Consider the following 21,412-nt stretch of genomic DNA (forward strand, 5'->3'; position numbering starts at 1 on the left):
TGGATGAATGACAGGGTGACCCCTCTCACATTGGTCTGTCGAGAGCACGTGACCGGTTCGTAGTGGAACCAGTAGATATGTCGTTCTCGTCTACCGCAGGGGTCAATCCCTCACACAGGACACTGGTAGATGGTTCGGACACGAGTGTCCGGGCCGCGTGTGCACTGTTTAACGGGTTCATGGTTCGGTTGGGCGCACGGTGTGTGGCGCACGGAGGAGGCATCGGTGGCGGGCGAGTCCCCCGACAGGTCGAAGCAGCACGAGTCGTCGGCAGAACCGACGTCGGGGAGCAAGGTTCCGGTTCCGGACCCGCGGCTGGCGGTCGCGCGGGAGACCGTGACGGCGGCTGCCCGGGCGGACACGGCGACGGCGGTGTTCTCGACGAAGCGCTCCGCGGAGGCGGCGGGTTCCGCGGACGCGGCAGGCTCGGCGGGTTCCGCGGACGCGGACGCCGACGCGGAGAAGACGGAGACGGCGGAGCCGGCTGCCGGGAGTTCCCCGGGGAGTGACGGTTCTGCGGAGCCGGAGAGTTCCGCGGAGGGCGCCGGGAAGGGCACGGGAGGCGGCGACACGCGCCTCCGGTCCGCCGTGGCGGCCTGGGTCGCCACAGCGGACGAGGAGGCGCCTGAGGGCGCTCCTGCGGATTCGGCTGCGCCGGGCGCGGAAGAGGGCGCGGGGCGGCGCGAGGGTGGCGGCGACGCCGACGCCCACGCCGACACCCACGGTGACGGTGACGGTGGCCGTGACGCCAGCGGCGTGGAGCCGGAGGCGTCGGGCGCGGGTGCGGGCGCGGGCCTGACCGGGGGAGGCCCGGACGCCGAGTCCGAGTCCGACGCCGACTCTGGCGAAGCGGGCTCGGGCGCCGGTACGGATGCGGCTGCGGACCCGGGCTCCGAGCCGGAGGGTTTCGCGGCTGGGGAGGCACCGGCGGTGGGTGCCGGTGCCGGCACCGCTGCTGCCGGCGGCGCCGCGCAGACCGCGGCCAAGGCCGCGGATGAGGCGAAGAGCGGGTCGGAGGGTGCCGCTCCGGCGGACGCACCGGCCGGGCGCGTTGTTCCGCAGGCCGACTCCGCCGAGGACGCCGACGCCCCGCCGAGCAGCGGAACGTCTGCCTCCGGCGGGGGTGCGGGGAAGGCCGTGGCCGACGGGAGTGTCGGCGGTACGAAGGCGGGTGCGAAGGCCGGCTCGACAGCGGGTTCGACGCCCGGCTCGACGGCCGGATCGAAGGCCGATGCCAAGCGCACGGCGGACGGCCCGGAGGCGGCGGTCCCCGCGGCGAAGCCGCCCCTGGGCGCGGCTCCCGCCGCTGACGCGGGCTCCGCGTCAGAGCCGGGCTCGGGTCCCGACGCGGGCTCCGGTTCCGACGGCGACTCCGGTCGCGACGCGGGCTCCGGTTCAGACGCGGACTCTGCGGCGAAGTCGGACTCCACCGGGAAGCCGGATACCGCGGAGAAGCAGGACTCCTCCGGGAAGCCTGGTTTTGCGGCGAAGGCGGGCTCCGCCACTGACGCGGGTCCCGCCCCGAAGCCGGGCTCTGCCACCGACGCGGGCCCTGCGGCGCAGTCGGGCTCCGCGGCCGACGTGGGTTCCGCGGCGAAGGCGGGCTCCGCCTCTGACGCGGGTCCCGCCCCGAAGGCGGGCTCCGCCACTGACGCGGGCCCTGCGACGAAGCCGGGCTCCGTCACCGACGCCGGGCCCGCCCCGAAGCCGGGCTCCGCCGCCGACGCCGCGCCCGCCCCGAAGTCGGGGTCCTCGTCCGGCGTGGGCAAGTCCGAGCCTGCCGTCGATCAGGCCACCGCGATCTTCAAGCGGCCGGCGGCGGTGGACCAGCCCACGACCATGCTCAAGCTGGGCGGCGCCAAGCCGGACGCCGGACCCGGCAAGGCCGCCGGACCGGGTACGACGGCCGGGTCGGACAAGGCCGCCGGGTTGGACAAGGCCGCCGGGTCGGACCAGGGCGGCGAACCGAGGGACGCGAGCGAGTCGGCCGCCGAGGCCGGGGCCGGGGCCGCCGAGGCCCCCGCCGAGCGCACCAGCAAGTTCGTCGCGCTCAAGCCGCTCGACGAGCCCGCCCCGCCGAAGGCGCGGCCCGCCGTCCCGCCGCCGGGACCGTCCGTCTCGCCCTCGGCCCCGCCCGCCGCCGGCGCTCCGCAGGTCGGCCCCGAGCGGACGACCCAGCAGCCCCTCCCGCCGAGGCCCCCGCTGGACCTGCTGGCGGAGCTGACCAACACCCCGCCGCCCCGCCAGACCCCGGTCCGGACCATCGTGCGCCGGGTCAAGATCTGGACGCCGCTGGTACTCCTGCTGGCCGTGGTGTTTGCAGTCGTACAGGCCGTACGTCCGCTGCCGTCCCCCACCCTCGCGCTGACCGCCGACGAGACCTACGCCTTCAAGGGCAGCAAGGTCTCCCTGCCGTGGCCCGAGGAGGGCCAGGGCTGGATGGACGTCAACGGCATCGGCACGGTCGACTCGTTCGGGGACCAGAAGCCCGTCGCGATCGGCTCGGTCGCCAAGGCCATGACGGCGTACGTGATCCTCAAGGAGCACCCGCTGAAGGCCGGCGCGGACGGCGCGAAGATCGAGGTCGACGCGAAGGCGGAGACGGAGGGCGGCTTCGACGCGCAGGGCGAGTCGACGCTCAACACCGTCAAGGAGGGCGACACCCTCACCGAGAAGGACGCCATCGCGGCCATCATGATCCCGTCCGCGAACAACATCGCGCGGCTGCTGGCCCGTTGGGACGCGGGGTCCGAGGCGAAGTTCGTCGAGAAGATGAACGCCGCCGCCAAGGACCTGGGGATGAAGAACACGAAGTACACCGACCCCTCGGGCCTTAAGGAGACCACCGTCTCCACCGCCGAGGACCAGGTGAAGCTCGGCAACGAGCTGGTGGACATCAAGGCGCTGGTCGACATCACCAAGCTGCCGACCTGGGTGGACCCGTCCGGCAAGAAGTGGGACAACTACAACCGCCTCGTGCCGTACAACAACGCCATCGGCATCAAGACCGGCTCCACCACCAAGGCCGGCGGCAACCTGCTCTTCGCCGCCACGCAGGAGGTCGGCGGCGAGAACGTCATCGTCGTCGGCGCGATCCTCGGCCAGCACACGCCGCCGATCATCGACACGGTCAACGCGGTCAGCAAGGAGGCGATGATCGCCGCCCAGGACGCGCTGACCTCGCAGAAGATCCTCAAGAAGGGTGACGTCGTCGGGTACGTGGACGACGGGCTCGGCGGTCAGGTCCCGGTCGTCGCCACCAAGGACGTCTCCGCGGTGGGCTGGGCCGGACAGACGGTCAAGCTGAAGCTGGACGAGGGCGGCACGGCCATCCCGCACGAGGCGAAGGCGGGAACCGAGGTCGGCTCGCTGAGCGTCGGTGACGGTACGGGTGACGCGGTCGAGGTTCCGGTCGCGCTCCAGTCGGATCTCGCCGAACCGGGATTCGGCGCCAAGCTGACCCGGGTCGCCTGACGGGGCTTACGTCCTCACGGGGACGTAAGCGCGCAAGAGCGGAAGACCCGGCAGACAACGGAAGACCCGGCAAACAGAAGAACCGACCGCACCCCGCCCACGGAGCCCCACCCAGGAGCTCCAACGGCGGGGTGCGTGCTAGCGTCGCCAGGATGGGGCAAGGCCGCCCGCCGCGGGGCCCGGCCGAGAGTGGAACAACGGGACACGGGAGTGCCAGCACGTGGCGACAGCGGAGCCGACGCATGCCGACGACGCCGAGCCGGGCCGAGAGGCCGGCCCGCGAATAAGCGTGCGCACGCGGCACGTCGATCCCCCCGACAACGCGGCCGAACCGCCACCCGAAACGGCCGGCATCCCCGGCAACACGGCCGAACCGCCGTCCGACAGGGCCGGCACCCCCGGCAACGCGTCCGAACCGCCGTCCGGCACGGCCGAGGTCCCCGGCACGGCGGAGAGCCCCGACACGACTGGCAGCCCCAGCGCGGCGGAGACACCCGCTACGGCCGGAGGCCCCGACGCCGCACGGGACAGCGACGCGAGCCCGGACGACGACTCCGCACGGGACAGTGACCCCGCACGGGACAGTGACCGCGGACGGGATCAGGGCCCCGAACGGGATCAGGACCCCGGACAGGACTCTGCCGCTGACCCCAAGCCGATCCCAGAGGCCGGCCCGAAGAGCGACGCCGTCCCGAGCCCCAACGCCGTCCCGGATGCCCACCCGGACGACCGTCCGGACACGGCCCCGGACGCCGGCTCAGGCCTCGACACCAGCGCCAGAGCCAGCGCCAGCGCCGGCCCCGGCGTCGGCGTCGGTGGCCGTGAAAGCACCCGGCTGCGCCGGTTCCTCCGGCATCCCGCGATCCTCGCCACCGCCCTCTCCGGTGTGCTCCACATCATCTGGTTCTTCACGTTCGCGAACAGTGGGGGCGACCTCGCGGCGCAGGACGCGTGGGCGGAGTTCGTGGGGCGAAACCCCGGGTCCGCGTACAACCTCGCCTGGTACGGCGGCATGCACCCGGTGTCGTACAGCGTGGTGTCCCCGTACCTGATGGCCGTGCTCGGTGTGCGGACCACGATGATGATCGCGGGGACGCTCTCCGCCGGACTGCTCATGCTGGTGCTGATGCGCAGCCGGGCCGTACGGAACCCCGTGGCCGCGGCGGCCGCCGGAGTGTTCGCGCTCCTGTGCAACGCGATCTCGGGCCGCGTGACCTTCGGCCTCGGCATGGTCTTCGCGCTCGGTGCCGCCGCCGTCGTCTTCTGCTGGCCGTACCGCTGGCGCTACAAGCGCTGGGCCAAGGCCCTGTGCGCCGCCCCCCTCGCCGCGGCGGCCACCGCCGCGTCCCCGGTGGCCGGCCTCTTCGTCGGCTTCGTGGCCGTCGCGCTCTTCCTGCAGAAGCGCCGCCCGGGAGCGTGGGCGCTGGGCCTCGCGCCCGCCGCGGTCGTGGGCGTATCGGCCTGGATGTTCCCGTTCTCCGGTACGCAGCCGATGATGTTCGGCTCGGTCCTGCTGCCGTTCGCGTCCGCCGCCTGCGCCTTCTTCCTCGTCCCCAAGGAGTGGAAGACGGTCCGGATCACCTCGGCGGTGTACGGCCTGGCCGTCGTCCTCGTCTGGCTGATCAACTCGCAGATCGGCTCCAACATCAGCCGGCTGCCGATGCTGCTGGGCGGGGTCACGCTGATCGCCGCGCTGCCCTTCACGGTGCCGCGTTCACGCAAGTGGTACGCGATCCTGCTGGCCTTCGTCACCGTGAACGGCTGGATCGCCTTCAAGGCCGTCGACGACATCGTGCACACCACGCCCGCCGCGTCCTGGGCCCGCGAACTGGCCCCCCTCGTCAACCAGCTCCAGGTGGCGGGCGCCGAGAAGGGCCGCGTCGAGGTCGTACCGGCCCGCTCGCACCGGGAGGCGTCCGCCCTCGCCCCGTACGTCAACCTCGCCCGCGGCTGGAACCGGCAGGCGGACATGGAGCGCAACCCCCTCTTCTACGACGACACCCTCAACTCGGCGAACTACCACGAGTGGCTGCAGCGCTGGGCCGTCCACTACGTCGTCGTCCCCAAGGGTGAGCCCGACGGTGACGGCGGCGAGCGCGAGCGCGAACTGGTCCAGCGCGGGATGCCGTATCTGAAGCAGGTCTGGGGCGACGCCAACTGGCAGCTCTTCGAGGTCACCGACCCCACGCCGATGGCCGACCCGCCCGCGGTCGTCGACCGTGCCGAGCAGGGGGAGCTGACCCTGGAGGTGAAGCGGGCGGGCCGTGTGCTCATCCGGATCCCGTACTCGCCGTGGCTCGGACTCGTCGACGCGGAGGGCAAGAGCGTGAAGCCCCCGCAGGAGACCGAGGAGTCCAAGCAGCGGGAGGACGGGGCGCCGAAGACGTACGACAACGTCAACGGCTGCCTGATGGAGACGGAGGAGGACGCCCAGGGCGACCAGTGGACGGAGCTGCTGGCGCCCAGGGCCGGCACGTACCGTCTCGCGGCGCCCTATCAGCTGCCCCGGGGCACGGGATGCCCCGAGGAGCTGCGGGAAGAGGTCCGCGGCAGCGAGGGGTAGCGCGCGCCGCCGGGCCGCTGAGGGGGCCGGGTGGGCGCCGGGCAGCTGAGGAGGGCGGGCGGGTGCCGGGCTCAGCCGCTGATGCGGGCCCGCGCCTCAGCCGTGAGGGACCGGCGCTCGGCCGAGGTGGACCGGCGTTCAGGCGAGGTGGATCGGCGTTCAGCCGAGGTGGGCCTCGACCGCGGACACGAGCTCCGCGGACTCCGGCTCGGTCTGCGGCGAGAAGCGGGCGACCACCGTGCCGTCCCGGCCGATCAGGAACTTCTCGAAGTTCCAGCGGATGTCGCCGCTGTGCCCCTCGCCGTCCGCGAAGCCGGTGAGACGCTCGTAGAGGGTGTGGCGCGCGTCGCCGTTCACGTCGACCTTCTCGGTCATCGGGAAGGTCACGCCGTACGTCGCCGAGCAGAACTCCGCGATCTCCTCGGACGAGCCGGGCTCCTGGCCCATGAACTGGTTGCACGGCACCCCGAGCACGGTGAAGCCCTGCGCCGCGTACCGCTCCTGCAGCCGCTCCAGACCCGCGTACTGCGGGGTGAGCCCGCACTTGGACGCCACGTTGACGATGAGCACGGCCTGTCCCTTGTACTGGCCGAGATCCGCGGAACCGCCCTGCAGTGCGTCGATGTCGACGTCGAGAGCGGAGGAGGCGGAGGAACCGGAGGAAGCAGAGGTACCGGGGGTGTCAGTAGTCATGAACGGATGCTAGCTCCGGTCCGCCGGAGCCGGATCGGCACCCTGCGCCCCGCGCCCCGAGTTCCCCGAGTTCCCCGGGGTCTGGGCCCCGACGAGCACATCGCCCTCGGCCGTCCGGTAGTAGAGGACCGACCGCCCCGAGCGTCGCCGTCCCACCAGGCGCGCGTCGAGCAGCAGTCTCAGATGGCGGCCGACGGAGCCGAGTCCCTGCCCGGTGACGGCGACCAGCTGGCTCGTACTCATGGGGGACCCGAGGAGGACGAGCACGCGGGCCCGGGCGCCCCCGAGCAGCCGGGCGAGACTGTCCGGAACGGCGGCGACGGGGGCGGGCACGGACCCGAGCGAGGACGCGGACCCTTGCCGGCCGGTCTGCGCCAGCACGCCCGAGCAGGGGTACACGACCCCGTACCGGCGCGGGGCCGAGTCCGGGTGCGGCTCCTCCCACGACACCCACCCGTGCCGCTGCGGAGTCACCGGTACGAAGACGATCCGGGCGCCCGAGATCTCGCGGGGCGGGTACTCGTGGAGATTGACCTGCAGCCGGTTCTCGCCGAGCCAGCGCATTCCCGGCCGCATCGCCCCGAGCGCGGCCGCCCAGCCCTCCTGGCTCAGCCGGGCGGTGCGGGCCACGACATCCGCTTCGAGTACGAGCCGCCGCCGGTGCCAGTCGGGGCGTACGGCTTCGGCCCAGACGCGGGCGAGCAGGTCGGCGGCACGTTCGGGAAGGTCGTCGCGGCCCCGGAGGACGTCGGGGAGCGGACCGCGCAGGGCGACGGCGAGATGGGCGCGGGCGGCCTCGGGACAGGCCTCGCGCACCCGGGCGACCTCCGTGGCGAAGTCCTCGTCACCGCGCGGGGTGGGCGTGAGGAAGTCGGCGATCCACTCGCGTCCGAACCCGGCCCGGACGAGGGCGGCGGTGACAGGATCGCTCGCCAACCACCCCTCGTAGGCGGGCAGATGGGCGTTCAGCCAGTTGCGCTCACCTGGATGTGCGGCGCTGCGGGTGTGCAGCGCCTTCAGACAGGCGAAGGTCTCGGCGAGCGGCGAGAGCACGAAACGGCTGCCGGCGAGGGTGTCGGCACTGACCTGCCACCAGCCCATTTCCGCCCCCTCCCGGTTCGTGGTCGTTTCGCACAGACGCGAAACACTAACGGTCGCCCCGGCGGGGACCCGAGACTCCGGCGCATGCGATCGACGTACGGCCCGACGTCTCGAACGACGTACCGGTCCCTCTTCCGTACCCCGGAGTTCACCCCGCTCTTCCTGGCCGCCTCGGCGCAGGTGGCGGCGCAGACGATGAGCGGGCTCGCGCTCGGCACCCTGGTCTACCGGGCCACGGACTCACCCCTCCTGTCGGCCCTGAGCATGTTCGGGCCCTCGCTCGCCCAGGTCCTGGGCGCGACCACGCTCCTGTCGGCGGCCGACCGGCTGCCGCCGCGCGCCACGATGACGGGCACGGCACTGGCGTTCGCGGCCGGTACGGCACTGCTGGCGCTCCCCGCCCCCCTCTGGACGGTCTTCGCGCTTATCCTCACCCTCGGCCTGGTGGCCTCCCTCGGCGGCGGCGTCCGCTGGGGCCTGCTGAACGAGATCCTGCCCAAGGACGCGTACATCGTGGGCCGTTCGGTCTTCAACATGGCGAACGGCATCACACAGATCACGGGTTACGCCACCGGAGGCGTCCTCATCACGCTGCTGTCCCCGCGCGGCACGCTGCTCACTGCGGCGGCCCTGTACGCGACCGCCGGGGCGGTGTCCCGCTGGGCCCTGACCGCCCGCCCGCCGAGAGCGAAGGGCCGCCCGTCGATCCGCGCGACCTGGCACACGAACCGAACCCTGCTCGCCCCGCCCTCCCGCCGCCACCTCTACCTCGCGCTCTGGATCCCCAACGGCCTGATCGTCGGCTGCGAGTCCCTCTACGTCCCGTACGCTCCCGGGCACGCGGGCCTGCTCTTCGCGTGCGCGGCGCTGGGCATGCTGGCCGGGGACGTGGCGGTGGCCCGCCTCGCCGGACCGGCCCTGCGCCGCCGCCTGGGCGTACCGCTGCTCCTGCTGCTGGCGGCCCCGTATCTCCTCTTCGTACTGCACCCGCGTCCGTCCCTGGCCGCGCTGCTCGCCGCGTTGGCCTCGGTCGGCTTCGGCGCGAGCCTCCTCCAGCAGGAACGCCTCATGGCCGTGACACCGCCCGAACTGGCCGGCCACGCGCTGGGGTTGCACTCGTCCGGGATGCTGGCGATGCAGGGCGTGGGCGCGGCGCTGGCGGGCTCGGCGGCCCAACTGACGTCACCGGCAACGGCGATGACGGCGACGGCGGCCGCGTCGATCACGGTCACGCTGCTGCTGACGAGGGGTCTGAGGCCCGTGCGACCGCAGTCACCGCCGCCCGTCGGTGCGCCTACCGGGCGACGAACTGGGTGAGGATCGCCTGGACTTCGTAGATGTCGACACCCTTGGTGAAGGTCTTCTCGATGGGCATGGGTGTGCCGGAGATCCAGATCTTCAGCTCGGCGTCGAGGTCGAAGGTCCCGGCGGTCTCGACGGCGAAGTGCGTGATGCTGCGGTACGGAACGGAGTGGTACTCCGTCTTCTTGCCCGTGATGCCCTGCTTGTCGACCAGGATGAGACGGCGGTCGGTGAAGAGGATGGTGTCGCGGATCAGCTGGAAGGCGGCGTACACCTGCTCGTTCTGCCCCAGCAGTCGCGCGTAGTCGTTCTGGGCCTTCGCCGGATCGACGGTGTGGGCGTTTCCGAACAGCGCCATGACAAACCCCCAAGGGATGTGTGAGGTCCTGGATGTGTAGCCCTGGATGCGTGAGGTCCTGGATGTGTGTAGCCCTGGATGCGTGAAGTCCCAAGATCCTCGCACCGGGACTCATGCGGAGCAATGCTCTGTTTCCAGGCTGTCGCAAGGGCGCGACAGCCTGGGAACGAGGCCGCCCACGCCTAGGAGCGCCTCGGGCGGCGATGGCGTCAGTTCTTGTCGCTCTAGCCGCTCTAGCCGCTCTTGCTGCCGTCGACGATGACCGGCGTGCCGTTCGAGTCGGTCCCGCACGGGACGGCGTACACCGGGTGGGCCTTCGCCGCCTCCTTGTATGCCTCCAGGCACTGGTTGTACAGCACCTTGTCACTCAGCGACCTCTCGATGATCTTGTTGGCGCGGGCGACGCCCTCCGCCTCGATCCGCTTGCGCTCCGCCTCCGCCGTGGCCGTACGCGACGCCTCCGTGGCCCGCTCGGTGGCCTGCTCCTGCTGGATCTTCTTGTCGATCTGCTCCTGCAGCTTCTTCGAGGGCCGCACATTGCGCAGATTGACGAAGGTGACGTCGATCCCGCGCGGTGCCAGGCGCTCCTTGACGAGGTCGGCGATCTCGGAGCCGATCTGCTCACGCGCGGAGGCGTACCCCTCCTCGCTGGTGTGTTTGGCGAAGACGTTGCGGATGATCTCGCGGCTGTCCGGGAGTACCAGCCGCTCCTCGACGGCTTCCTCGCTGCCCGCCAGCCGGTACAGGCCGACCGCCTTCGCGGGCACCACGGCCCACTTGATGGTGACGTCCGCGTAGAGCACACCGCCCTGCGAGGAGCGGACCTCGACCACGTCGTCGTCGTTGAGGTTCAGGTCCACCGGGCGGGTGGAGAAGGACGTGACATCGGTGAACGGAGACTTGAAATGCACGCCCGAGGTCAACGGCGAACCGACCTTGCCGAAGGCCACCGGGACACCGACCTCGTAGGCACTCACGACATGCACACAGGCGAAGAGGCCCGCCAGGAGCCCCGCCACGGCACTGAGCGCGGCCCCGAGCTTCCAGCCCGAGGCGCTCCGCTCCTTACCCCGCCCGACGAGAAAGAGCACGACTGCGGCTATGAGCAGCAGAACGGACAGTACGAACACGGCTTTCCCCCTCTGAACCATGAACCACCCACCCGCGCCCCCCAGGCGCGGCGCGGCGCAGCGTAGCGGGGGCGGGTGACGGGAGGGGGGTGGCTGGATGATCGGGAGGGATCGGAACGGGGCGAGCCTCAGGCCTCAGTTCTTCCGGTGGGGCTGGTAGGGCTGGTGGGGCTACCTCACGGCTGAGATCGGAGTCCGACGACATTCGACGGTCGGTGGTCTCTGGTCTGTGGTCTGTGGATGTCGAGAACGGGGCACCGGCTCCGTCCCAGGGACATCAGCGACCACCGCCGGGCGTTCGACGCAGTTGCTCGATCTATGACACAGAGGCTCGACCTATAAGGAGAGACCAGCATGACGATTCAGCGGATGGACAATGTCGGCATCGTCGTCGAGGACCTGGACGCCGCCATCGCGTACTTCGTGGAGCTCGGTATGGAGCTGGAGGGCCGGGCGCAGGTCGAGGGCCTCGTCGCCGACCGGTGCACCGGACTCGACGGCGTCCGCTGCGACATCGCGATGGTCCGCACCCCGGACGGCCACAGCCGCCTCGAACTGGCGAAGTACCTCAGCCCCGCGGCGACCAGCGCAGGCCCGCGCAACAAGCCGCACAACATCCTCGGCACGCACCGCGTGATGTTCGCCGTCGACGACATCAAGGACACGGTCGCCCGCCTACGCCCTCACGGCGCCGAACTCCTCGGCGAGATCGCCCGGTTCGAGGACAGCTACCTGCTCTGCTACGTCCGCGGCCCGGAGGGCATCATCGTCGGACTGGCGGAGCAACTGGGCTGACGCCGAGTGAGTGGGCCGACGGGAAGGGCGCAACCGGGCGGACGGGGAGCGAGGCAGAGAATGATCTGCACCCGCCCCGCCCCGCCCCGGCCGCGCCCGATCAAAGCCGCCCGCCCGGCTCAGTCGAGCAGTGACTCCCCGAACCGCGATCCGCTCGCGAGACCGAAGTCGGCGGAGCTGAGGGACGCGGAACCGGTACCGGTGAGACCGGACGCGGTACCCGGCAGGGTCCACAGACCTCCGCTGCGGTCGTTCTCGAAGGAGGCGGTCACCGCCAGGTCGGCCTTGCCGTTGTTGTTGTAGTCGGCGAGCCGGACCTGGGCGCCGAACAGGTCGTTGGTCTCGGCGGCGCCCGGAACTCCGGCGGTGTCCTGGGAGATGCGTACGACGCCGGACTGCGAGACACCGGAGGCGGAGCCGCGGAACACCGTCACGTCGCCGGCGTTCTCCAGGTCGCCGAGCCATTCGCCGTTGGCGCCGACCACGAGTTCGGCCCTGCCGTCGCCGGTGATGTCGCCGATCGCCACCGAGGCGCCCCAGCCGTCGTCGTCCTCGTTGGCGCCGGGTACGCCGGTGCTGTCCTGGTGCAGGGTCACCGGGTCGCCGAAGCCCGTCGGGCTGCCGTAGCGGACGGTCACGTAACCGGCGCCGTTGCTCGGGTCGTCGATGAAGAACGTGCCGGGCCAGGTGAGTGAGGTGGCCATGTCGTCGAAGCCGTCACCGTTGATGTCGCCGAGGGCGACCGCGGTGTCGCCGTCCTGCACTCGTTCCAGCCGGCTCGGACGGCCTTCCTGGCCCCTCCAGATGTCGGTGCCCGGCCGCCCGGTGCCGGGATCGCCGGTCACGGCCAGGTCGTCCTTGCCGTCGCCATTGACATCGCCGACGGCCGCCTCCCAATTCAGGAGCGGGGCACCCGGGACCGTCAGGGTGTAGGCGGAGGTCGGCTGGGTCACCCGGGAGGAGCCGCCCTTGTAGACGACGACCGCGTTCGGCTCGATGACGGCGAGATCCGCGGCGCTGTCACCCGTGAAGTCCCCCACGGCCACGTCCAGACCGTGCCCCTGCCACTGGCGCGGATTGTGCACCGTGGTCGTGGTGCTGCTGGTGAACGGCTCGGCGCCACCCCAGAGGATGGTCACGCTGCCCTGGCCCTCGTACTCGCCCACGTCCTCCCCGTCGGCGCCGACGACCAGGTCCGCGTAACCGTCGGAGTCCAGGTCTCCGCCGGCGATCGATATACCGAAGTTGTCGCTGTCCTCCGGCGTACCCGGCACCCCGGCGGAACTCTGGGTGAGCTCGACCTTCCGCGTGGTCAGTCCGGCGGCAGACCCGAAGGACACGACGACGGAACCCGCCGCCTCAGCACCGTTCACGGCCTTGTACGGCGCACCGATCGCAAGATCCCGGTGCCCGTCGCCATCGAAGTCGTCGGCGTACTTGGCGGGAGCGGCGGACGCCGGCGCCGCGGCTGCGATGGTCAACAGACCACCGGCCAGAGCGGTCACGGTCGCGACGGCGACAACGGTACGGAAGGGCAAGGGCATAGAGATTTTCTCCTGGGCTGCTGAGACTGGCAAAGCGCCGGGCGATGCCGTAGACGACTCATGGGAGGGAAGGGTTGTACGGGACGGGGGGTACGCCTGCGCGGCCACGACCGCCGCGTCCGCCAACAGCCCCAGCGCTGACGTGAGCTGTGGCGTTCTGCACGACAACGCTCCTTGGAGCCGCCGACGCCAAATCAGTCACATCAGGAGGGGCACCTCCGAGAATCGGGGATGCCCCTCTTTGAACTGGTGCTCGGCAGGATCTGAATTTTGAACCTGCGACACCCGCTTCACAGTGTCGGGCGGCTCATCTCCGATGGACGGACGGCTTGCTCGGAGGGGCCGGCGAGTGGAGGGCAAGGCGCGGTCGCCGCCTCGTCAGACCTTCTCGATTCGCACGGCGTGCCCTGCGAGGAGCTGGTTCATGTCATCTGGGTCGGAGGTGAAGACGGTCGCCTGAGCTCCCTGTAGGGCTTCCCGCCCGGCCACTGCGGCCAGGATGGCGTCGATGGCGTACTTGTGCCCGTGCAGGCCGGCCGCTTTCAGCATGTCACGCGCCATGGTCGTCACTTGGTCGTCGGTGTGCACGACGCGGATCCGGGACAGCGTCCAGTTCCACAGTTCCTGCCTCGACGCTTCGCGAGGATCCCATGCCTCCAAGGTCGTGAGCGCCGAGGTGACGATCGGGATGTCCAGTCGCGGAGCCGTCTTGATCAGCGCGGCCATCTCCCGATCGCCCTGAACAGCCCTGGAGAGGGGCTCTGAGTCGAACACGAAAACGCGCTGCCGCGGCCGGTGCAGCTTCGCTCGGGCGGTCCGGCTCACGCGGCGTCGCTCGACGAACTCGATCGTTGTTCGTCATGCCAACCATCGATGGCGGCGATGCGGTCCAGCGCTGCTTGCTGCTCGTCGTCCGTCACAGCGCCGTGCTCATCTTCGAGACGCCCGGCCAACTCACGCAGCCGGTCCATGGCGTCCTGATGAGCCGCGGCTGCCGCGATGTACCCGGACACCCCGCGTGCGTCAACACGCTCCTTGATCGACTCCACCAGCTCTTCCGGCACGGTGATGGTGATCTTCCGAGTTGCCATACTCCAAGTATGCCAGCTCTTCTCCGGGCTGGCCTGGCTTGTTCGGGACCTCAACTGCTCAGGTCCGTCCTCGTGACGCCTCTCAGGGGCTGGCGATCTCGGTGTGGCGCCACACCGGCTAACGCCGCACGTTCCCGGAGCTGCCGTCATCTTCGGCGGGTACCTGGGACTGTGCCTCGGATGCTCTTAAGGTCTAGACCTCTCCCTGATCCTTGAGCGTGCGACTCAGCTTGACGAGGTGAGGGTTCGACGGGTCGCGATCCAATCCCTTCCGCACGATTTCGTTCGCTCGCGTCGCATTCTTCGCATAGATGAAAAGCCATGCCAGGAACCCGAGTTCGGAGGGGGTAGCCTCGTCAATTCGGTCGTCCATCAAACTGATGAGGTTCATAATGGCGAGATGGCGGGCTTCAAGGTCCATCTGAATCAGTTGATTGCTCTGCGCATGGGCAAAACAGCTAGCCGCATTAGCGATCTCTGAATACTCAACCCCGGGAATCTCAGCCAAGAGAGTGCGTGCATTCAATTCGCCAGAAACATCCGACAATCGCCGATTAATCCCGATCAATTTTCGAAGAGCTCTAACGCTTTCGCTGTCCTTCTCCAGGAATCGTTCAATTGACGTTCGGGCGATTACCCAGTCGTCTTCCTTCGAGCTCTCCATATAGAATTCTGCAATTCGCAACCAAGCATCAGGATACTGGTCAGCAACGTACTGCAGTGCACGCATCTGAGTCTCATAGTTTTCGCCGCGCAAGCGGAGCGCATCGATGACCCGAATCATTCGCTCGATACGAGGAGCCATGCCACGGGCGACATCGATGACTTGCATTGGGCCGAATTGCTGAATTAGGGCTGTATCGGCGAGGACTGCAGCTCTAAAGGGGCTGAGCTTAAGCTTGCTCTGACCAAAGACGCTGGCTGTGACAGGCGTGCGGAGAAATTCGTCTCCTTGTTGGTCTGTGACAACTTCAATCATCGAATAACGTTCAAGTTGGCCTAGCGCATCGCTTACATCGATTGTGTCATTCTGCGGCCTGAGTAGCGCTGCTTCGAGAGCCATGCGTGGAACAAGCGACCGCCAGTTGCTGAGGGTCAGAAAGACGCGTTGCGCCGCCGGGGTCAAGAGCCCGTAAGATCGTTCGAATAGAGCCCTGAGTGAATCCTCTTTATTCAGAAAAAGATGCTTAACGGGTACGGCCTTACCTTCTCGCTGGGCATCACCTAGGAGTATTTTGGCAAAGTATGGATGCCCATCTGTCTCGTCATAAAGCGACTCAATGTAGGCGTGATTAAGCAGGCCTTCTATACCCAATTTCCGAGCGGTGTTCATCACGAGGTCTTCAAACTCGTCGCGTTTGAGTCCGCGGATCTCCACTGGGAAGTCCGCTTTAAAATCTCGCATACGCGTGGTGATGAGAACCTTGTTGGGGCTCCGTACATAGGAATCGATGAATTGGTAAAGCTCCATTGGATGCGCAGCCGTCTCGAAGTTGTCGAATACCAGCAAGAGGCGTCGATTCGGATCGCGATCGGAGAGGCTGCTGGCTAGATACTCGGTTGCTTTAAATCCCTTCTCCTTGGACGAGCTGGGATGCATCAGCGCGGCGAACTGTTTTGCAATGTCTTCTTTAGAGAGGACCGCAGGGCGAACCGGCTTGGGCCCAGTAGATAGCAGGTCAATATCGCGAGAGCTAAACCAAAGAATGGCGAAATAGTCGCCGATGTCGGCTAGCTCATGAAGAACCTCGAGTGCGAGTGAAGTTTTGCCGATCCCGCCTCGTCCAACTAGAGTCACAATTGGGTAGCGGTCAGCCTCTTTCAGGAGGCCGATTACCTCACTTTCTATGTCAGGTCGTCTGATGTAATCCGGCAGGCCTGGGGGAATATTGGCAAATGAGTTGCCGTCGACATCGAGATTAGGCTTCCCCTCGGTCTCGCTGGGGGGAAGCGACTCAGGTGGCGTTTGGTAAGCTTCTGCGCTTTGCCGATGCCGAGTGTCCGAAATATAGGAGAGCAATTCATAGCTTGCAGTGGGAATCTGGGAAGATTTAGACTTATACCCGCCGTTGACAACAAATACATCCTGGACGTCCACATCGCTTGAAATCAGCGGAACGGCCAGTAGGCGATCAGCTATTCCAATGTAAACGCCGTCCTGGTACGCGTGATCCCTTTCGCTTTTAAGGTATGAATATCTCTCAATTTTTCCAGCAATCAAGGAGACTCGATATTTTCCAGAGATATTCCGATGGAGATAGATCCATGATGTGGAAAATATTGAGCTGCCAATCAGAAGTGCTGTTATTGATTTTTCTAGTGACGGCGCAGCTGCAGAGCACTTAACTCCGGTGATTGCGCCATGCCCCCGCGTCCTGTTGCGCAGTGCGGCAAACGCGGTAGTCCACCATTGAATGCTGGATTTCCGTGGGGCTTCCTCTAGGGTGCCATCGATGGATTTCGCTGCAGCGCTTAGTGCATCAATTGCGGTGCGTTGCCATGAATCTGATCCTTGGGAAAAGTTCTCCGTGAACTCGCGCACGATTGGGCGCGCCTCAGTGGCAATAAAAGCGCTAGCAGGTCCAACGAGAACCTCGCTGAAAGCGCGACTCCACTCGCCAATTCCGTCTGCGCGGGATAGTTGGTATTCAATTTTGTAGCGCTGTCGATCGCGATCGCTCTCAACGCATGCCAATGTAGCCACGGTCATCAGCTTTACCGCAAGTTCGCCTAGTAGCATGAGATCATGGAAGTAAGCGATATCTGAATCGAGCTTACTTTGCTCAACGCGTTGCCACATGCGATCGAGAATCTTGGAGTCAAACGTCGTCATGTGTCCCCCCAACGTGAAGAAGCCGGGTCAAAGTATTTAGAACCCGACAAAACGACCCACCGCACCAGCAGGCATGTGACCTAAACCGGGGGTTGTTCGCGCTGTCGAGAAGAATAGCGTCTCTTGTGGCTCAAATGGGGTACGGGGACCACAACTTGTGGGTGCGTCAGGTCATCCAACCACTAGATGTGGGGATAGCTGCGAACCTTGCAGGCTACCGACAGTCACTGACACCGGTTGGTTTAACGGCTTGGAGCGATGGCCGTGGACCCGTGAGATTCCGCGCGTCGGGCGGTCTGCAGACCTACCTCCTTCGCTCACCACTCACCCCAACTCCCATCTCGTACGCCATGGGCCGCGTCTGCTCGGCCCTGCCTGGGTCGACGGCGTACGGGATGGGGGCACCATGCGTGCCAGTACGGACCCGAGGTCGGGAACGGCGCCCCTTCTATCCCGGTGCCGGCTGATCCCCCGCCGGAGACAGGAGCGCAGGCACGGCCGGGGGCCGTGCCGCGCGCGGGGAGCGGAACGAGCCGCCTTGGCACGGCGACTCACCTCACCGCGGGCGGAGTCGCGCCCCGCGTCGTGATGGAGATCCTGGGGCACTCACAGATCAGCATCACCATGGACGTCTACACGCACGTCGTGCAGGACACCCAGCGCGAGGCCATCAGCCACATGGATCGGCTGCTCAAGCGGCGGCCGGTTGCGGGTGACCGTCCTCGTTGATGTCAGAAGTGGATGTCAAAGGCCCCGGACCATGATCGGTCCGGGGCCCTTTGTCTGGTGCCCCCGGCAGGATTCGAACCTGCGACACCCGCTTTAGGAGAGCGGTGCTCTATCCCCTGAGCTACGAAGGCGGGGCTTGTGTGAGGCCTTGCCTGGGACTCTTTGACGAGTCGTGGCCAGGTCTCGCGGTCAAGCCCTGAGCGGTCTGGTCGTTGCCGCGGTGATGAGGTGCGGGGACCGCGCCACGTGCCGCAGCGCCTGCCAGGGACGCTCGCACCACAGGGTACCGGATCGGACCGTGCCGAGGGTCTGCTGACTCCGTGACCCGTCGGGGCGGTAGGTCGGTGGTGGGCCGGTGTCCCGGGTAGGTCCGTCCTGTGACGAGTCCCGCTGGGAGCAGGCCGTGGAGCGGGGCATCTCAGTCACCGCCAGTCCGGCGCCCCCGAAGCCGAAGGGAACGCGCCCTCGATCTTCGTGCGCGTCTCCCTCATGACCGCGATCACCTTGGCCTCGTGGGCCTCGTTGAGGCGGGTCACCGGGACCGAGCAGCTGATGGCGTCCGTGGCCGGGGAGTCGTACCGCAGGGCGAAGCCGAAGCCCGCGATGCCGGTCACCGTCTCCTCGCGGTCGACGGAGTATCCGCGGGTCCGTACCCGCGCGAGGTCGGTGAGCAGGTCGGCCGGAGAGGTGTGGGTGTTCTCGGTGAGGGCGGGCAGCGGGCCGTCCGGGAGCGGGAGTTCGGTGTCGGGGCGTTCGGCGAGGAGGGCCTTGCCGAGCGCGCCCGCGTGGGCCGGGATCCGGCGGCCGACCCTGCTGATGGTCCGCAGGTACTCGTGCGATTCGCGGGTCGCGAGGTAGACGACGTCCGGGCCGTCGAGCCGGGCCAGGTGGATCGTCTCGCCGAGCGCGTCCGAGGCCTGGTCGAGGTAGGGGCGTACCAGGCGCACGTGCGGGTCGCTGTCGAGGTAGCTCGTGCCCGTGAACAGGGCGCGGATGCCGATGCCGTAGAGGGACCCCGTCGTGTCGGAGCGCACCCAGCCGCAGTCGATGAGGGTCTGGAGCAGCTGGTACATGCTGCTGCGCGGTACGTCCAGCTCCTCGGCCAGTTCGTCGAGGCGGGCGGGGCGGTCACCGCGTGCGGCGAGCAGTTCGAGCAGCGCGACCGTCCGGCTCGCCGACTTCACGCCGCGTACGCCCCGTACGCCGCGCGCGCCCTGTGGTTCCTGAGCTCCCCGTGCCTCACGGCCCCCGCTGCTCTCCGGCATGGCCTCATCGTAAATCCGCGCTGCCGCACCCATTGACCGTGTCCGGTTCACCGACCTAACCTCCGTTCTCATACGTGTACGTCATCTGCATATAGAGATGAGAGATCAGGAATGCGGTACAGCGCGGAGATCGAGGCCGTGGTCCAGCGGCTGCGTGACGGTATGGCGGACGGGGTGCTGTCCTTTCCTCTCACCAGCTTCCGCGACGAGGGAGGGGAGGGAGGGGAGCGCAACTGCAATGGTGGCGGGCTCGACCTTGACGGGTATCGCGCCTACCTGACCGGCCAGTTGGCCCCCGGGCGCGACGCCGCCGCCCCCGGCGCCGTCTTCCCCGCCTGCGGGACCGGTGAGTTCTTCTCCCTCGACGAGGACGAGTACCGGGCCGTCGTCGAGGCCACGGTCGAGATCGCCGACGGCCGCCTGCCGGTGGTCGCCGGCATCGGCTACGGCTGGGCGCAGGCCCTGCGCTTCGCCCGGATCGCCGAGGAGGCCGGCGCCGACGCCCTGCTCGTGATGCCCCACTACCTGGTCGGCGCCCCGCAGGACGGCCTGGTCGGGCAGCTGCGCCGGATCGCCGACGGCACCCGGCTGCCGCTGATCGCGTACCAGCGCGGGCAGGTCGCCTTCACCGCGGACGGTCTGCGGCGCATCGCGAAGATTCCCACCGTCATCGGTCTCAAGGACGGGCACAGCGACCTCGACCGGCTGCAGCGGCTGACGCTCGCCGCCCCTGACAACTTCCTCTTCTTCAACGGTGCCTCCACCGCGGAGATCCAGGCCCGCGCGTACGCCACCGTGGGCGTCCCCGCCTACTCCTCGGCCGTCCACGCCTTCGCCCCCGAGATCGCGAGCGCCTTCTTCACCGCCCTGCGCGGGAACGACGAGGCCACGCTCACCAAGCTCCTGCGCGACTTCTACGTCCCGCTCGTCGAGCTGCGCGACCGCGTGCCGGGGTACGCCGTGTCCCTCGTCAAGGCCGCCGCCCGGTTGAGGGGCCTGCCGGTCGGACCCGTACGGGCTCCGCTGACCGATCCCGGGGCCGCCGACCTCGCCGAACTGGAGGCGATCCTCGACACCGGCCTCGCCCTCGTCGGAGCGCCCCGCCACCGCACCACCGACTGATCCGCCCGACGTTCCGCCCGATCCACCGCTTGACACACGGCCAGTTCAAAGGGGAACTGCATGCCTCTGCTCGTAGTCGGGATCAGCGTCCTGGTGCTGCTGTTCCTGATGACCCGGATGAAACTCAACGGCTTCGCCGCGCTCCTGCTCGTGGCGGTGGGCGTCGCCCTGGTCCAGGGCATCCCGGTGGCCGACATCCCGGACGTCCTCTCGGAGGGCATCGGGGGCCAGATCGGCGACACGATGCTCACCATCGGGCTCGGCGCCATGGTCGGCCGGGTGATGGGGGACTCCGGCGCCGCCCAGCGGATAGCCGGCCGGCTGCTGGACGCGTTCGGGCCGCGCTGGGTCCAGGTCGCCATGGTGGTCACGTCCATGCTCATCGGCGTGACCATGTTCTACGAGGTCGCGTTCATCATCATCGTGCCGATCGCGTTCACACTGGTCAGGGTCACCGGGGCGAAGCTGCTGTGGGTCGGCCTGCCGATGTCGATCGCCCTGTCCACGATGCACAGCTTCCTGCCGCCGCACCCCGGCCCCACCGCCGTGGCCGCGACCTTCCACGCCTCCGTCGGACACACCCTGTTCTACGGCCTGTTCATCGCCGTGCCGGTGGGCGCGTTCATCGCGCTGCTGTGGCCGCGGCTGCCGTTCATCAGGGCCATGGACCCGGCCATCCCCAAGGGCCTGGTCAGCGACCGCGAGTTCGAGGACGGCGAGATGCCGGGCCTCGGCTGGTCGCTGTCCGTCGCGCTCTTCCCCGTCGTGCTCATCGCGGGCGCCGCCGTCGTCGACATGACGGTCTCGGGGGACGGACCCGTCCTGCACTTCGTCGCCTTCATCGGTTCGGCGCCGATCGCGCTCATGCTGACCCTGCTCCTGGCGATCTGGGCGTTCGGACCGCGCATCGGCCGCAGCCTCGCGGACGTCAACACGTCCTGTACGTCCGCCGCCCAGTCCATGGCGATGATCCTCCTCGTCATCGGCGCGGGCGGCGCGTTCAAGAACGTCCTCGTCGAAGGCGGCATCTCCGACTACATCAAGGACGCCACCGACACCTGGTCCGTCTCGCCGATCATCCTGGCGTGGCTCATCGCGGTCATCCTGCGCGTCGCGCTCGGCTCGGCGACCGTCGCCGTCGTCACCGCCTCCGGGGTGGTGCTGCCGCTCCTCGCGGGCAGCGGGATCCACCCCGAGATCATGGTGCTCGCCGTGTCCTGCGGCTCGATCGCCTTCTCCCACGTCAACGACCCGGGTTTCTGGCTCTTCAAGGAGTACTTCAACCTCTCGGTCATCGAAGCGATCAAGGTGCGTACCACCTATACGACGGTCCTCGCCGTCCTCGGCCTGGGCGGGGTCCTCGCGATGGAATGGACCCTGGACGTCCTCAGCCTCTGAGCCGGCCCCCGAGC

The 21,412-nt window shown here is 68.3% G+C and carries 15 protein-coding genes, 1 tRNA gene and 1 pseudogene; 7 read left to right on the forward strand and 10 right to left on the reverse strand.

Annotated features, from left to right (window positions below):
* Positions 1-225 precede the first annotated feature (225 nt).
* Positions 226-3,474, forward strand: coding sequence for a D-alanyl-D-alanine carboxypeptidase (locus tag C6Y14_RS06300; RefSeq protein ID WP_225890929.1), 3,249 nt, complete (start codon positions 226-228; stop codon positions 3,472-3,474).
* A gap of 220 nt (positions 3,475-3,694) precedes the next feature.
* A complete protein-coding gene (locus C6Y14_RS06305; protein ID WP_225890930.1) occupies positions 3,695-6,037 on the forward strand; it encodes an MFS transporter in 2,343 nt (780 codons plus the stop codon).
* Between the two features lie 159 nt (positions 6,038-6,196).
* On the opposite strand, the gene C6Y14_RS06310 is transcribed toward C6Y14_RS06305, so the two are convergent.
* Both C6Y14_RS06310 and C6Y14_RS06315 read right to left on the reverse strand, forming a co-directional pair.
* A complete protein-coding gene (locus C6Y14_RS06310) occupies positions 6,197-6,730 on the reverse strand; it encodes a glutathione peroxidase (protein ID WP_107015499.1) in 534 nt (177 codons plus the stop codon).
* A gap of 9 nt (positions 6,731-6,739) precedes the next feature.
* Positions 6,740-7,831 (reverse strand): ArsR/SmtB family transcription factor, encoded by a 1,092-nt coding sequence (locus C6Y14_RS06315; RefSeq protein WP_107015500.1) that lies wholly within the window; start codon positions 7,829-7,831, stop codon positions 6,740-6,742.
* An 84-nt stretch (positions 7,832-7,915) separates the two neighbouring features.
* Between C6Y14_RS06315 and C6Y14_RS06320 the strand changes: the two genes are divergently transcribed.
* Positions 7,916-9,148 carry an MFS transporter gene (locus C6Y14_RS06320; protein ID WP_107015501.1) on the forward strand — a complete coding sequence of 411 codons (1,233 nt, stop codon included), beginning with the start codon at positions 7,916-7,918 and terminating at the stop codon, positions 9,146-9,148.
* Here C6Y14_RS06320 and C6Y14_RS06325 read toward each other — a convergent pair.
* Both C6Y14_RS06325 and C6Y14_RS06330 read right to left on the reverse strand, forming a co-directional pair.
* Positions 9,126-9,491 carry a PH domain-containing protein gene (locus tag C6Y14_RS06325; RefSeq protein ID WP_107015502.1) on the reverse strand — a complete coding sequence of 122 codons (366 nt, stop codon included), beginning with the start codon at positions 9,489-9,491 and terminating at the stop codon, positions 9,126-9,128. The genes C6Y14_RS06320 and C6Y14_RS06325 overlap by 23 nt on opposite strands.
* Positions 9,492-9,724: 233 nt before the next feature.
* Complete coding sequence (locus C6Y14_RS06330; protein WP_107015503.1) at positions 9,725-10,621, reverse strand: prohibitin family protein; 897 nt, start codon at positions 10,619-10,621, stop codon at positions 9,725-9,727.
* Positions 10,622-10,975: 354 nt separating this feature from the next.
* Between C6Y14_RS06330 and C6Y14_RS06335 the strand changes: the two genes are divergently transcribed.
* Positions 10,976-11,416 carry a VOC family protein gene (locus tag C6Y14_RS06335; protein WP_107015504.1) on the forward strand — a complete coding sequence of 147 codons (441 nt, stop codon included), beginning with the start codon at positions 10,976-10,978 and terminating at the stop codon, positions 11,414-11,416.
* A 119-nt stretch (positions 11,417-11,535) separates the two neighbouring features.
* Here the strand turns inward: C6Y14_RS06335 and C6Y14_RS06340 are convergent, their stop codons facing one another.
* The 4 genes from C6Y14_RS06340 to C6Y14_RS06355 form a co-directional block, all read right to left on the reverse strand.
* A complete protein-coding gene (locus C6Y14_RS06340; protein ID WP_107015505.1) occupies positions 11,536-12,960 on the reverse strand; it encodes an FG-GAP-like repeat-containing protein in 1,425 nt (474 codons plus the stop codon).
* Between the two features lie 378 nt (positions 12,961-13,338).
* On the reverse strand, positions 13,339-13,686 hold the full coding sequence (locus C6Y14_RS06345) for a hypothetical protein (protein ID WP_225890931.1): 348 nt from the start codon (positions 13,684-13,686) through the stop codon (positions 13,339-13,341).
* 95 nt (positions 13,687-13,781) lie between these two features.
* A complete protein-coding gene (locus C6Y14_RS06350; RefSeq protein ID WP_107015507.1) occupies positions 13,782-14,051 on the reverse strand; it encodes a hypothetical protein in 270 nt (89 codons plus the stop codon).
* Positions 14,052-14,244: 193 nt separating this feature from the next.
* Complete coding sequence (locus C6Y14_RS06355) at positions 14,245-16,884, reverse strand: NB-ARC domain-containing protein (protein WP_107015508.1); 2,640 nt, start codon at positions 16,882-16,884, stop codon at positions 14,245-14,247.
* A 531-nt stretch (positions 16,885-17,415) separates the two neighbouring features.
* On the opposite strand from C6Y14_RS06355, the pseudogene C6Y14_RS06360 reads away from it, so the two are divergent.
* Positions 17,416-17,613: pseudogene (locus C6Y14_RS06360) on the forward strand (tyrosine-type recombinase/integrase); the annotation flags it as partial.
* A 55-nt stretch (positions 17,614-17,668) separates the two neighbouring features.
* Here C6Y14_RS06360 and C6Y14_RS06365 read toward each other — a convergent pair.
* Together C6Y14_RS06365 and C6Y14_RS06370 are read right to left on the reverse strand one after the other, a co-directional pair.
* Positions 17,669-17,744 (reverse strand) — tRNA-Arg (locus tag C6Y14_RS06365).
* A 291-nt stretch (positions 17,745-18,035) separates the two neighbouring features.
* Positions 18,036-18,797 carry an IclR family transcriptional regulator gene (locus tag C6Y14_RS06370; RefSeq protein ID WP_225890960.1) on the reverse strand — a complete coding sequence of 254 codons (762 nt, stop codon included), beginning with the start codon at positions 18,795-18,797 and terminating at the stop codon, positions 18,036-18,038.
* 192 nt (positions 18,798-18,989) lie between these two features.
* Between C6Y14_RS06370 and C6Y14_RS06375 the strand changes: the two genes are divergently transcribed.
* A complete protein-coding gene (locus C6Y14_RS06375; protein ID WP_107015510.1) occupies positions 18,990-20,000 on the forward strand; it encodes a 5-dehydro-4-deoxyglucarate dehydratase in 1,011 nt (336 codons plus the stop codon).
* Between the two features lie 60 nt (positions 20,001-20,060).
* Positions 20,061-21,398, forward strand: coding sequence for a gluconate:H+ symporter (locus tag C6Y14_RS06380; protein ID WP_107015511.1), 1,338 nt, complete (start codon positions 20,061-20,063; stop codon positions 21,396-21,398).
* The last annotated feature ends 14 nt before the right edge of the window (positions 21,399-21,412 follow it).

Origin of the sequence: Streptomyces dioscori (genome assembly GCF_003024195.1) — a bacterium.
In the GTDB taxonomy this organism is placed as follows: Bacteria; Actinomycetota; Actinomycetes; order Streptomycetales; family Streptomycetaceae; genus Streptomyces; species Streptomyces dioscori.